This window comes from Latilactobacillus curvatus JCM 1096 = DSM 20019 (assembly GCF_004101845.1).
Lineage (GTDB): Bacteria > Bacillota > Bacilli > Lactobacillales > Lactobacillaceae > Latilactobacillus > Latilactobacillus curvatus.
Map to the genome: position 1 here is coordinate 410,339 of NZ_CP026116.1, position 13,962 is coordinate 424,300.

Sequence of the window (13,962 nt, forward strand, 5' to 3'; positions counted from 1 at the left end):
AAATTTTAATGTAAAAATTGATATGTTTTGCAATCTAATGTAGTTTATATAAAGAGAAAGAGAGTGATATGTTGCTGGAGAATCAAAATAAAGGGCTACGCTCGGCGTATGCCGTTGCATTTACGTGTATGGTTGCATTTATGGGGATTGGTTTAGTTGATCCCATTTTAAAAACGATTGCGGTTAAATTAAATGCCACACCAGCGCAAACGACCTTACTATTTACGAGTTATATGTTGGTCACAGGGATTATTATGCTATTTACAGGGTTTATTTCCACTAGAATTGGTGCGAAAAAAACGATTAGTATTGGTTTGATCATTATTGTTTTATTTGCGGCGTTAGCTGGTCGTTCACAGACCATTACGCAATTAATTTCGCTACGGGCCGGTTGGGGCTTTGGGAACGCCTTGTTCCTATCAACCGCTTTGACTGCGATTGTCAGTGTGATGCCTGAAAAAACGGAACAAGCGATTATGTTATACGAAGGATCTTTAGGAATTGGGATGGCCGTTGGACCACTTGTGGGTGGCGTCTTAGGGAGTCTTTCATGGCGTTTTCCGTTTTATGGTGTCGCCATTTTGATGTTTATTGCGGCGTTGACCATCATGGTTTCATTAGAACCGATTGCTAAACCTGCTAAAAGGGCGCTTTTTTTTGCAGGGGCTGTCGCGTTAAAAAATCATCGTTTACGTTCAATCGGGATTATTGCATTATTGTATAATTTCGGGTTTTTCACGATTTTAGCGTATGCACCATTCTTATTAGTTGGGTTAACTGAATTGCAAGTTGGTTTTGTCTTTTTCGGGTGGGGCGTGATGTTAGCCATTGCATCGGTTTTCATTGCACCACGGATGGAACAAAAAACGAATACCCTTGTGACGTTGTTGTTTGGGTTAAGCTTTTTCTTGATCTGCTTAATGGTGATCGGTATTTATGCAGATCAACCAGCCTTAGTGGCCTTTGGCGTCATCATTGCTGGTTTCTTCCAAGGCTTGGTGAATACGTTGTTAACGACGGTTGCGATGGAAAATGATTCGATTGAACGCAGTGTTGCATCATCGGCGTATAGCTTTATTCGCTTTACTGGCGGGGCAATCGCACCATTTGTTGCTGGTAAAATCGCTGAGAAATGGTCAGCGCATTGGACTTTTTATTTTGCGAGCTTAATGATTTTAATTGGGATTTTCTTTGTTCTGCGCAATCAAAAATATTTTGTGACGGTTGAAGAAGTTGAAAAAGAAATTGAGTTAACTGAGGGACAGGAATTATCATAAAGACACTTAAAAACGCCAGCGATTAATCGCTGGCGTTTTTATTGATTAGTCGTACGTAAAGCCTTCCCCGAGTGCTTCGTGCACATCAATAATGGAAACGAATGCGTGCGGGTCATGTTGGTTAATCAACCGTTTAAGATAGGCGATTTCACTTGGACTGACGACACAGTACAGCATTGGTCGGTCTTGATGGGCATAAGCGCCTGTGGCCTGTAGAAACGTCACGCCGCGTTCCATATCGGCCAGAATGTCATCGGCAATTGCTTGCGCGTGGTCACTGATTACGAGTAGCCCTTTGGCGGCGTAAGCACCCTCGAGTGTGAAGTTCACAATCCGGGAGAAGACGTAAGACGCAATTAAGGTATACATCATATGTTCGATATCGAGGTAACTGAGTGAGAGTGTTAAGACTACGACGTCAAAAAGAAGGAGGGAGCGGCCCATTGGCATCCCTTTTTCTTTTTCGATAATGCGGGCAATGACGTCGGTGCCACCAGTTGTGCCACCGAAGCGGTAGATAATCCCACTGCCGAAGCCACTACATAAACCGGCTAGAATAGCGGCGATTAAAATATCGTGGTTTAAATCAATTGTGATGGGGACACGTTGCCAAATCCATAGAAAAACGGACATCATCGCCGTTCCGTAAATCGTGTAGGCGAGTGCGCGTTTACCGAGGTAACGATAGCCTAGAATAATTAGCGGGATATTTAACAAAGCCGTTGAATACGCCGGGTCGATATGCAACCAATACCGTAAAATCAAGGTAATCCCGGTTAAGCCACCTTCAGCCAGGTGATTTTGAATGTTGATGGTCACTAGCCCAAACGCGTAGATCGCACAGCCCAGCGCAATCACCGCTAAATCACGACTAGTCGTTTGCCAAGTATGTTGTTTCGTCATGTCAACGCCCCCTTTACATAACTCAAATATAGCACGGAATGGGGGTTAAAAACAGTTGGAACCACTTTGGTGGCTGAAGTGGGGTCCTTGATTGTGGTATGATAAATAGCATCAGAAACAGTTAATTGTTAGATAAGAGGGATAGCCATGAAAGTAACCACCTTTGCGCCGGAATTTGAAGCGGCCCTACCAATCTTAAAACAAATTGAAGCGGCGGGTTTTGAAGCCTATTTCGTCGGCGGCAGTGTCCGCGATTATTTATTAGGCTTGCCGATTCACGACGTTGATATCGCAACGTCGGCGTATCCAGCAGAAGTGAAGCAAATTTTTAAACGAACGGTCGATACCGGAATCCAGCACGGGACTGTGATGATTCTTGATCATGGGACTGGCTATGAAGTGACCACTTTTAGAACGGAAAGTGGCTATCAAGATTTTAGACGGCCTGATTCAGTGACGTTTGTGCGGTCGTTAGACGAAGATTTACAACGGCGGGATTTCACGATTAATGCGCTTGCGATGCGCGCTGATGGTGAAATTATTGATTTATTCGATGGCCTGACCGATCTAAAAGCGCAACAAATCAGAGCGGTGGGCAAAGCCGACGAACGTTTCCACGAAGATGCACTCCGTATGATGCGTGCCGTCCGTTTTGAAAGTCAACTCGGCTTTGCAGTTACACCAGAAACACAAACTGCGATTGCCAAACATGCTGAACTATTAACGAAAATTGCGGTGGAACGCATTCATGTCGAATTTGTGAAGTTGCTACAAGGGATTCAGCGGCAAAATGGGTTACAAACCTTTTTAAAAACCGGGTTGTATCAATATTGTCCAGCGTTCGCGACTGAAGCAGCGGGACTGACCAAATTAGCGGCATTACCAGCGCAACAGATTCATGATGAAGATACGGCTTGGCTACTAGTCAATGCATTATTGGGTAAAACCCCCGCCGCCGCCGGCAAATTATTGAAACGCTGGAAGAGTGCTAACGATGTGATCGATGCGGTTAAAGCAGGTTTGGGATTATTGCCAGCCATTTTAGACCAATCAGCCGATCAGTGGGCCCTTTATCAAGCGGGGCAACATGTATTAGACATCACGTTAATTGTTGCCCAATTAATGACCAACGAATCAGTCGCAGTTGATCAGTGGCAAGCAAAGTATGCGGCACTGCAAATCAAGCAAAAGGCGGAACTCGCCATCAATGGACAAGTCTTAATGCAAAATGGGTATCAACCTGGTCCGCAACTAGGAAAAATGTTGGCGCAACTCGAAAAAGCCGTGGTGTTAGATCAATTACCAAACGATCAAGCCCAATTATTGCAATCGGCTGCACAAAACTAAGCCATTCCCTCAGAAGGTGTGTTAAAATAACCATGTAAGCACATTCAGAAAGGGTGACAATTGATGACACAACATGTTTTTAAGGAATTGAAATTTTATTTTAGAAATGGTGACGCTTGGACCGTCAGCCACAAAGAATTAAATGATATTTGGATTAGCCGTGTTACCACCAGTTATGGTCGCATTAATGGTGGCCCAATGCAAGAGATTCACCCTTGCAAGAGTTTCAAAGCCGAAATCTTACCTGAAGCGGATCATGTGAAGTCCGAAGACATCAACACCGGTTCTCTTGAAATGGGGATGTTCGGTCGTGCAACGAAGTATCAAGACATCGAAAAACTCGATTTAATCTTTGAAGATGATCAAGACCGCGCACCAATGCAAATTTATTTCCCATTCAAGAATAAAGATAATAGTGGCTTAGATAATATTTATCAAAGTAGCCAAATCTCACAAAAAAATGGTCGGTTGTACATTGTGATTGATGCAGAACACACAATTGCAGATATGTACCCTGAAATTTAAACGTTAGCTCCTGACAATATTGATCGTTGTCAGGGGCTTTTTTATTTGTTTACAGTTTACGACATTCTTTTTGTCATTTTGATTGTCAGTCGTCTGATTATTCGCTATGATTGATGGTAACGAAAGTAAAAAGGTGACTATATTGCAAACATTGACAGCAACGCATTTAACGAAGACTTACGGCGAAAAAACGCTTTTTGAAGACATTTCATTTTTAATCCGTGAAGGGGACCGCATTGGTTTAGTCGGCATTAATGGGACCGGGAAAACGACGTTACTCAACGCGATTACCGGCACGGATTCATACGATAGCGGGCAGGTTGAAACGCCTAACCAATACGCGATGAGTTATTTAGCCCAGAAACCAAGCTTTGATACGAACTTAAGTATTATGGCGGCGATTTTTGCCGGCGATAATCCGGTTTTCAAGACGATTCAAAACTATGAACGCGTCTTGGCGGCATATACGCAAGATCCCACTAATTCGAAGTTACAGACGCAATACGAACAAGCTGATGCGCAAATGACGCAACAAGATGCTTGGACGGTTGATACGGATATCAAGACGATTTTGACGCAATTACATCTAACGGATTTGGATCAACCGATTAATACATTATCTGGGGGCCAACAAAAACGGGTTGGGTTGGCACAAGCCTTAATTGAAAGCCCAGACTTATTGATTTTGGACGAACCAACGAACCACTTGGATTTTGATTCCATTGAATGGCTTGAAAAACGCTTAGCACAATATCAAGGCGCGCTTTTAATTGTCACGCATGATCGCTACTTCTTGGATCGTGTTGCGAACCAAATTTTTGAACTCGACGGTGGTCAACTCTATTCATATAACGGTAACTATGAACAATTTTTAACCCAAAAAGCTGATCGCTTGGAACGTGAACAACAAGCTGCCCATAAGCAACAACAACTCTACAAGCAAGAATTAACGTGGATGCGCGCGGGTGCTAAGGCACGAACAACCAAGCAACAAGCGCGGATTAATCGCTTCAATGACTTAAAGGCGAATTTAACCACTGGACCAGACGATTCGGAAGTCGATATTCAGATGGGGCAATCGCGGTTAGGTAAAAAAGTACTCGAATTAAAGAACGCCAGTTTAAAACTCGGCGATCGTCAGATTTTGGATGACTTTAGTATTCTAGTTCAAGCGAATGATCGGATTGGGATTAGTGGCGTCAACGGGGCCGGTAAATCATCACTGTTAAACGTGTTGGCTGAACGCCTCCCACTTGATAGTGGCGAGTTAATTGTCGGCGAAACCGTCAACCTCGGCTACTATACGCAACAAAATGAAGACTTAGATCCTAACAAACGAGTGATTGCATACTTGCAAGAAGCCGGCGAAGAAGTCATTGGTAAAAATGGGGACCGGATCAGTGTCACACAATTGTTAGAACAATTCCTATTCAGCCGTCAAATGCACGGCACATTGATTGGCAAACTTTCTGGTGGTGAAAAACGCCGCTTGTACTTGTTGAAAATTTTGATGCAACAACCAAACGTCTTATTACTGGATGAACCAACTAACGATTTAGATATTGGCACGTTGACGATTCTGGAAAATTACTTGGAAAACTTTAACGGGACTGTGATCACAGTTTCGCATGACCGTTACTTCCTCGATCAAGTTGCCGACAAACTCTTGATTTTTGAAGGGGCCGGCAAGATTAGCACCGAAGTTGGCCTGTTCAGCGATTACTTGGCAAAACAAAAAGCAACACCAACTAAGTCAGCGCCTAAAGCAGCGACAGCATCGGTTGAAGAAGCACCAGTTGCAAAGACCAAGCAGAAATTAACATACGCCGAACAAAAGGAATACGAACACATCGAAGCCGACATGGAACAATTGGACGAACAGATTGAAACCATCAAAGCAGAAATGAACGCAAACGGCGCGGACTATGGTAAATTAGCAGAGTGGCAGGCCCAAATGGATCAACTTAACCAACAACTAGACGAAAAAATGACCCGCTGGGAATACTTAAGTGAATACGCAAACTAAATGAGTGCGTTCAAACCGGGTATATTCCGAGCACTAGCCTAACAAGGCGAATGATTGCTGAAAGCAATCGTTTGACTTGTGTAGCTAAACGCAAGAACATGGTTTTAAAAGCACGTTAAAAAACTGAGTGCGTTTGAAACGGTTTGACGCTGAGCATTAACTTAATTTGGCGAATTAGCGATGTAATCGCTGATTTGACAAATGTCGTTAAGCGCAAGCGCCAGTTTCAAAAAGCACGTTAAAAGAAGTGCGTTCAAGCTTGTTCAACTTTTAAGCATTAGCTTAGTGTGACGAATAAGCGACAAAGTCGATTATTTGGCATACGTCGCTAAGTGCAGAAAGTTAGCTTGAAAAGCACGTTAAAGAAAGGAATCCACATCATGTCTGAGCAAACCTACTTAGATTTAGAACGTACCATTTTAGAAACGGGTCATTATAAAGAAGATCGTACCAACACTGGCACCTATAGTCTGTTTGGCTATCAAATGCGCTTTGATTTAAACGAAGGGTTTCCTTTATTAACCACCAAAAAAGTGCCATTCGGGTTAATTAAAAGTGAGTTATTGTGGTTTTTAAAAGGTGATTCCAATATTCGTTACTTACTACAACACAATAATCATATTTGGGATGAATGGGCGTTTGAACGTTACGTTCAAAGTGCCGATTACACAGGCCCGGATATGACAGATTTTGGTCATCGTGCCCAAACTGATGCGGCCTTCAATACTGTTTATCGCGACCAAATGCAACAGTTTAACGAACGGATTTTAGACGATGAAGCCTTTGCCAAACAATATGGTGAACTGGGCGATATCTATGGTAAACAATGGCGTGCTTGGCAAACCCGTTCTGGGGACACAATCGATCAGATTAAAAACGTGATTGAACAAATTAAAACCAATCCCGATTCACGGCGCTTAATTGTCTCAGCTTGGAATCCAGAAGACGTGCCAAGTATGGTGTTGCCGCCTTGTCATACGATGTTCCAGTTCTACGTTAATGACGGACGGTTATCGTGCCAATTGTATCAACGCAGCGGGGATGTTTTCCTTGGCGTACCATTTAACATTGCGAGCTACGCATTATTGACACATTTGATTGCGCATGAAACCGGCCTTGAAGTCGGTGAATTCATCCATACGTTGGGTGATGCCCATATTTACAGTAATCATATTGAACAGGTGAAGACACAGCTTCAACGCCCAATTCATGCCGCACCAAAATTGTGGCTCAATCCAGATAAAACAAGCATCTTTGATTTTGATGTCGCCGATATTAAACTTGAAAACTATGAAGCAGAACCCGCAATTAAAGCACCCGTTGCGGTTTAATGAGGAGGAGCGCCAATGTTAGCATTCTTATGGGCTGAAGATCAAAATGGGTTAATCGGTCAAAATGGTCACTTACCATGGTCATTACCCAACGATCTTGCCAATTTTAAACACGAAACGGTTCATGAAGTGGTGGTAATGGGCCGGAAAACGTATGATAGTTTACCCGTCCAACCCTTACCTGGACGCCAAAACATTGTGATTACGCGACAACCGGATTTAGCTGTGGCTGATGGGGTGTTTGTGATGCACACCAAAGCGGAACTGCTTAAATATGAGCAAGCCAACCCGATGAAAAAGATTTTTATCATTGGTGGTGCCGATATTTTTGCAATGTACGCCGATGATGTCGATTATCTGTACGTTACAAAAATTGCTGAATCGTTTGAAGGCAACGTTTATATGCCAAAATTAGCGATGGATCAGTTCGAATTGATCAGTCAAACACCTGGTGTGGTGGACGAACGTAATCGCTATGCGCATACGTTTGAAATCTATCAACGCCGTTAGAAAGATTCAATTAAGGGCGGTCGCAGCGATGTAACCGCCTTTTTGCTTGCTACAAAAGTGACAACTGGCTTTTTTTTTAATCAGTAACTTTTGGTGAAAAAAGCGTGATTGTTTGATATACTGTCAATAGACATAATCATAGAAATCACGGGGCCGTTTATTGCCCAGATTTCAAGATAGAAAGCGTGGCTGAAGTAATAGTGGCTAATATTAAAATTGTAACGGATTCATCCATCCAACTCACTCCTGAAGAAATTAAAGAACATCATATTACGGTTATTCCGTTGACGATTATGATTGACAATACGGTGTATATCGATGGTGAAACCATTACCCGCGATCAATTTATGACTGAAATGGCAAGTGCGAGTACCTTACCTAAGACGAGTCAACCCGCAATCGGGAATTTTGTCGAAACGTATGAACAATTAGCGGCTGATGGCAGCCAGATTTTATCAATTCACATGCTACGAGCAATTAGTGGCACTGTTGATACAGCCCGCCAAGCCGGCGAGATGGCGAAAGCAGATGTAACAGTTGTCGATAGCGACTTTACCGACCGTGCAATGGCATTCCAAGTGTTAAAAGCGGCAGAAGTCATTGAAAACGGCGGTAGCATGGATGATGCTTTAGCAGCCATTCAAAACGTACACGATCATACGAAGTTATACATGGGTGTGACTGATCTAACCAACCTCGTTAAGGGGGGCCGGTTGAGTCATGCGGCTGGTGTGATTTCAAGTTTATTAAATATCAAGGTGATCCTTGAAGTGGCTGATAGCGAATTAAAAGTGTTACGCAAAGGCCGGGGGATGAAGACCATTACGAAATTCATCGATGAAATGGAAGCTGATATGCGCGACTTAAAGATTCGGGCAATCGGGATTTCACATGCGGATGGGCTAGAATTGAGCGAAAAAATTAAAGCACAATTGCAAGTAGTATTCCCAAACATCGAAATTCTTGTCCGGACAACTGATCCAGTGATTGCAACGCATGCGGGTGCAGGCGCATTTGCCGTTATGTACTACACAGAGGATTAACAAGATTACAATTAATGCATTAACACACTAAGGCTGGTTGACATTTAATTGTCCCAGCCTTAACTATTATCTAGAAATAACCGAGGTGTCACGTTTGAAGAAAGCACGACAGATTTTAATTGATTTAGGCTTATTTGCTGGTGCGATTTTAGTGGTCTTTATTATCTGGCAACTATTAACGCCACGGCCCAACCAAGCGCCTAAGACGGTAACATCAACGTCTTCAGCGGATAAAGTGATCAAATCAAAACCAAAACCAAAAAAGACGTTGCAGTTGGTTGCGATTGGCGATTCATTGACGCATGGTGTTGGTGATGAGACCAACAAAGAAGGCTATGTGTCATTAGTTGCCAATCAGATTCAGCAAGCAACCAAGCATCCCGTCAAGACCGCCAATTTCGGTGTGACGGGCGATACCAGTGTACAGATTACTAAACGCGTGCAGAAACAAAAGCCGCTACAGCAGCAATTGGCAAAAGCTGATATTGTGACGCTAACTGTTGGGGGCAACGACCTAATGGCAGTTTTACAGAATAATTTTTTTGAGCTGAATCAACGTCGGATTACGACTGGTCAGCAAAAATATCAAGCGAATTTAACCACGCTGATGATGCAAATTAGAAAATATAATCCTGATGCCCCAATTTTCATCATGGGGGTCTACAATCCGTTTTATGTCTATTTCCCTGAAATCACTGGGATGTCAAAGGCGGTTGCTGAGTGGAATCAGACCGCCAAAACGGTTGCTAATGATTTCAAAGATACGTATTATGTCAATAGTGATCGGATGTTGACACGGGGCGATGGGCATTTTGTCAAACAGACTAAATCGCTCGCTAAAATGGATAGTGCACAGTTGCAAAAAACATTAGCGGCTAACGAGCATTTGAACCCCTATATCAGTCCAGATGATCATTTCCATCCCAATCATAAAGGTTATCAATGGGTCACAAAGGCCTTTTGGCAAGTGATGAAAGCACACAAGCAAACGTGGGATTAGAGAAAGGATAGGTTATGACAACCAGACAAGCACATCAAGCAGCACAGAAAACAACAACTAAACGGACCATCAATTATTGGAAATACAGTTTCATCGTCTTATTAGCAGTCGTGATCGGGACAGTTGGTCTTGTCGGCTACAACGTGACAGCCCCTAAGACTGAAATGATTAAAACTGAGAAAATCATCAAAGCTGATAGCACTTTTGAAATTCAGATGCATAAGAGACAAATCAATAGTTTAGTCACCTATTATTTACAAAACTACTTGGAAGATTCAAAGATTAAATACCAACTCACCCTGGATCAGCAGGCGATTTTATCTGGTCAATTCAAGTTCTTAGGGTTTCCGGTCGAATTCAACCTCTTTTTTGAACCGTACGTTTTAGAAAATGGCGACGTACAATTACGCGCCAAACAATTAGCAGTCGGACAATTGAAGGTGCCCATGTCGTTTGTCTTTAATTACATCAAGCGTCAATACAAATTCCCCAAATGGGTTATTTTGGATGCACACAAGAGCCGGATTACATTACGCCTAAATGAGTTCAAGCTCGAAAACGGGATGCAAGTAACTGCTAAACATATCGATTTGAAGAATGATAAGATTGATTTAAACGTCTATATCCCGCTAAAAAATAAGAAATAAGGTGTTCAGATGAAGCAGAGTTTTTATCGTTACCTCATGACCCAACGTGATCCGAATAATTATGAACCAGTTCCCCAATTTGCCAACAATGCCTTTTTTGACCAATCTTTCCCTAAACAAAGCGGCGATTATGAAACATTAACGCGCTATTTGGAACTTAATGGCAGCTACCTCCCGAGTATGACGATTTTTGATGAGGCGTATGAAGCCTATCAGGAAAGCGAACAAGCCTAATGACTTCCCCGAAGCAGAAATTGTGGCGGGGATGGGCCATTACCGGCTATTGGCTTCTCGCATTTTTACTGGCTGGGACGGTAGCGATTGTGTTACGGTCGTTCATTCTGGTCCCCGCATCGGTGTCAGGGCAATCGATGGCCCCGACGCTTGAGTCAGCGGACCAACTCTTATTACGCACTAGTGGGCCCATCAAGCGCTTTGATGTTGTTGTCTTCACCCGAGCTGATCAAACAACTTATGTGAAACGGGTGATTGGTCTGCCAGGTGAAACCGTTGCATACCGCAATGACCAGCTGTACATCAATGGACGGCATGTCGACGAACCATTCTTGAATCAGGCCAAAAAGAAACCAGGGATTTTAACATCAGATTTTGAATTAAAAACCTTAATCGGCGAAAAGCAGATTCCAAAAGATGAGTACTTTGTATTGGGTGACAATCGCCAGATCAGCAAAGATAGCCGCTTGTTTGGTACGATCCACCGCGATACAATATTAGGCCGAGCAGTGGCGGTCTACTGGCCGATTAAAGATATACAATCTTTAAAATAATAATTAAAAGCTGACATACTCTAGAGTGTGTCAGCTTTTTTGATTATCGAGTGCTAATGATCGTATGAAATGTACTGAATATGATGCTTAATTGAAAAAATGATACGCTTAATTGGTGGATGTTGTAGTCCGGAATTAAATTTAACCCGTCAGCCAGACATCAGGTATGATAGAATTAAGAATAATACAATCAGTGACAAATATTAAGAATGATGTATATCGCTTAACTAGCAATAAAGGAGTTATTATGACAATTCAATGGTATCCAGGCCATATGGCAAAGGCCCAAAAACAAATTAAAGAACGGCTCAAAGCAGTCGATTTGATTCTCGAAATCGTGGATGCACGGGTTCCAGAATCTTCCATTAATCCGATGATTGCAGAACTTGGTCAAAACAAACCGACGCTCTTGATTATGAACAAAGCGGATATGGCAGATGCCAAACGCACACAACAATGGATTGAAACATTTAAAAAACGGGGGATTACAGCAATCGCGCTTGATGCGCAACATAAATCAAAATTACCGCAAATCGAAAAAGTAGCACAAGAAATTTTGGCAGACAAACTTGCTAAAAAACGGGCAAAAGGGATTCTTAATCCGGTGATCCGTGCAATGTGTGTTGGGGTTCCTAACGTTGGTAAATCAACGATTTTGAATCGCTTGGTGCAAAAAAACATTGCGGTAACAGGTAATCGACCCGGTGTAACCAAGAATCAACAATGGTTAAAAGCGGGCCAATCACTCGAATTGTTAGATACACCAGGGGTTTTATGGCCTAAATTCGAAGATCCAGCTGTCGGCAATAAGTTGGCCTTAACTGGTGCGATTTCGGATGCAATTTATCACCCGGATGATGTTGTGGTGTATGCTCTCGATTATTTCAAGGATTTCTATCCGCAACAATTGGTAAAAGAATACCATGTGACGCCGGCTGAACTTGAAATGCCAGCGCCTGATTTAATCATGGCATTGACCAAACGACTAGGTTTTAAAGAAGACTACGATCGCTTCTGTATGAAATTCATCACGGACGCGCGTAAGGGTAAGTTAGGGCGCTTTACACTCGATATCGTTCCTGTGGAGGCGCACTAATGACCAAACCAGAATCAATTGCTGCCATTAAGGCACGCTTATTAGACGACATTTCAGAGGAAGAAGTGGCGCTCTTACGCAGTGATGCGCGTGCTGGCGTGCAGAAGTTACTCGTTCAATATGACAAGCGGATGGCTAAGTTAGCGGCGCAAAAAGCGGCGTTTATCGAACGACGCCAGCTAGAAGAAAGTTTATGGCCAGATTATCCCTTGATTGCTGGAATTGATGAAGTTGGGCGCGGCCCATTAGCGGGTCCAGTTGTGACAGCGGCCGTCATTTTGCCACATGATTTTGACCTATGGCAAGTCAACGACTCTAAACAGCTTTCGTTTAAGGTGAAACAAGAACTGTATCGCGGTATCATGGCACAAGCCATCAGTGTCAGCATTGGGATTGCCGATGCACCACGGATCGACCAAGAGAATATCTATCACGCTACGGAACTGGCGATGGGCGAAGCTGTCGCTGGTTTAGCAGAACACCCCGATTACCTATTGGTGGACGCAATGACCGTGCCGACAGACATCCCACAAGAAAAATTGATTAAGGGGGATGCGCGCAGTATTAGTATCGCCTCAGCCAGTATTGTGGCTAAAGTGATTCGGGATCAATTGATGATTAATTATGATCAACAGTATCCGGGTTACGATCTTGCTAATAATATGGGTTACGGGACAGCGAAACATCTCGCTGGTTTAGCTGAATTCGGTGTTACGCCAATTCACCGCCGCAGTTTTTCGCCCGTTAAAGACGCCCTATAGAAAATAAAACAGCTCCTTTACGAAGATAAACGTAAAGGAGCTGTTTTTTTGTGTTGACTAAAAAGCAATTATTATTGAAAGTACACCTGGCAGATGGGTTTGGCCCCATCAGTGAATTACGCTTAGCCGCATGGTTAGTAACGAGTCACAATTGGGCTTTATCGGCATTGGAGATTGCGCAGATTGCGTGTTTACCGGAGCGATATTGGCTGACCTTTCAGACTAGTTTTGACAGTCTAGCTCTGCAACAGAAGTGTGCCACGCATGAACGTTATGTTCAGTATCTGACGATTCTAGAAGCAGATTATCCGCAACGGTTGTTAGAAACCCATTGTCCGCCAACAGTTTTATTTTATCGCGGCGATTTAAGTGTTTTGAAACAGCCATGTGTTGCGGTGGTTGGTGCGCGGCAAGCCACGGAGTATACTAAGCAAGCCCTGCAGCATTTATTGGGATTACCACAAACAACGACGATTATCAGTGGTTTAGCTCAAGGGGCGGATGCGATGGCGCATGAAGTTGCACTCCAAAAAGGGTTACGACCGATTGGCGTGATTGGAACGGGCTTGAATTGTTATTACCCACCACAAAACGAACACTTGCAACAGGCGGTCGCTGAAAAAGGGTTATTGATATCAGAATACGGTTTGGACGTAACGGCTAAGAAGCACCACTTCCCAGCCCGGGAAGTGATGTAATCCCGAAAGC

15 protein-coding genes are annotated in these 13,962 nt (G+C 43.2%); 14 read left to right on the top strand and 1 reads right to left on the bottom strand.

Annotated elements, in window-relative coordinates:
- Positions 1–68: 68 nt before the first annotated feature.
- Complete coding sequence (locus LCU_RS02195; protein WP_056966671.1) at positions 69–1,277, top strand: MFS transporter; 1,209 nt, start codon at positions 69–71, stop codon at positions 1,275–1,277.
- A 45-nt stretch (positions 1,278–1,322) separates the two neighbouring features.
- Here LCU_RS02195 and LCU_RS02200 read toward each other — a convergent pair whose 3' ends face one another.
- Positions 1,323–2,180 (bottom strand): YitT family protein, encoded by an 858-nt coding sequence (locus LCU_RS02200; protein WP_056966673.1) that lies wholly within the window; start codon positions 2,178–2,180, stop codon positions 1,323–1,325.
- Positions 2,181–2,327: 147 nt separating this feature from the next.
- Here LCU_RS02200 and LCU_RS02205 point away from each other — a divergent pair, with 147 nt between their 5' ends.
- From LCU_RS02205 to LCU_RS02265, 13 genes are all read left to right on the top strand, one after another.
- Positions 2,328–3,527, top strand: coding sequence for a CCA tRNA nucleotidyltransferase (locus LCU_RS02205; RefSeq protein ID WP_054644422.1), 1,200 nt, complete (start codon positions 2,328–2,330; stop codon positions 3,525–3,527).
- A 63-nt stretch (positions 3,528–3,590) separates the two neighbouring features.
- Complete coding sequence (locus tag LCU_RS02210; protein ID WP_004270303.1) at positions 3,591–4,052, top strand: hypothetical protein; 462 nt, start codon at positions 3,591–3,593, stop codon at positions 4,050–4,052.
- Between the two features lie 142 nt (positions 4,053–4,194).
- Positions 4,195–6,078 carry an ABC-F family ATP-binding cassette domain-containing protein gene (locus LCU_RS02215; protein WP_128486160.1) on the top strand — a complete coding sequence of 628 codons (1,884 nt, stop codon included), beginning with the start codon at positions 4,195–4,197 and terminating at the stop codon, positions 6,076–6,078.
- Positions 6,079–6,458: 380 nt separating this feature from the next.
- On the top strand, positions 6,459–7,409 hold the full coding sequence (locus LCU_RS02220) for a thymidylate synthase (protein ID WP_056966235.1): 951 nt from the start codon (positions 6,459–6,461) through the stop codon (positions 7,407–7,409).
- A gap of 15 nt (positions 7,410–7,424) precedes the next feature.
- Positions 7,425–7,919 (top strand): dihydrofolate reductase, encoded by a 495-nt coding sequence (locus LCU_RS02225; RefSeq protein WP_004270296.1) that lies wholly within the window; start codon positions 7,425–7,427, stop codon positions 7,917–7,919.
- Positions 7,920–8,119: 200 nt separating this feature from the next.
- A complete protein-coding gene (locus LCU_RS02230; RefSeq protein WP_056966233.1) occupies positions 8,120–8,962 on the top strand; it encodes a DegV family protein in 843 nt (280 codons plus the stop codon).
- A 94-nt stretch (positions 8,963–9,056) separates the two neighbouring features.
- Positions 9,057–9,962 (top strand): SGNH/GDSL hydrolase family protein, encoded by a 906-nt coding sequence (locus tag LCU_RS02235; RefSeq protein WP_065825696.1) that lies wholly within the window; start codon positions 9,057–9,059, stop codon positions 9,960–9,962.
- Positions 9,963–9,976: 14 nt separating this feature from the next.
- Positions 9,977–10,609 carry a YpmS family protein gene (locus LCU_RS02240; RefSeq protein WP_004270315.1) on the top strand — a complete coding sequence of 211 codons (633 nt, stop codon included), beginning with the start codon at positions 9,977–9,979 and terminating at the stop codon, positions 10,607–10,609.
- 9 nt (positions 10,610–10,618) lie between these two features.
- Positions 10,619–10,843 carry a YozE family protein gene (locus LCU_RS02245; RefSeq protein WP_004270292.1) on the top strand — a complete coding sequence of 75 codons (225 nt, stop codon included), beginning with the start codon at positions 10,619–10,621 and terminating at the stop codon, positions 10,841–10,843.
- Positions 10,843–11,397 carry a signal peptidase I gene (gene lepB / locus LCU_RS02250; RefSeq protein ID WP_004270310.1) on the top strand — a complete coding sequence of 185 codons (555 nt, stop codon included), beginning with the start codon at positions 10,843–10,845 and terminating at the stop codon, positions 11,395–11,397. Before LCU_RS02245 ends, lepB begins: the two co-directional genes overlap by 1 nt.
- 244 nt (positions 11,398–11,641) lie before the next feature.
- Positions 11,642–12,493, top strand: coding sequence for a ribosome biogenesis GTPase YlqF (gene ylqF / locus LCU_RS02255; protein ID WP_162145192.1), 852 nt, complete (start codon positions 11,642–11,644; stop codon positions 12,491–12,493).
- The gene (locus LCU_RS02260) at positions 12,493–13,254 is read left to right on the top strand and encodes a ribonuclease HII (protein ID WP_039099416.1); all 762 of its coding nucleotides are present in this window, start codon (positions 12,493–12,495) and stop codon (positions 13,252–13,254) included. Before ylqF ends, LCU_RS02260 begins: the two co-directional genes overlap by 1 nt.
- 50 nt (positions 13,255–13,304) lie before the next feature.
- Positions 13,305–13,952: a DNA-processing protein DprA gene (locus tag LCU_RS02265; protein WP_235805399.1), complete on the top strand. Its 648-nt coding sequence runs from the start codon at positions 13,305–13,307 to the stop codon at positions 13,950–13,952.
- Positions 13,953–13,962 lie beyond the last annotated feature (10 nt).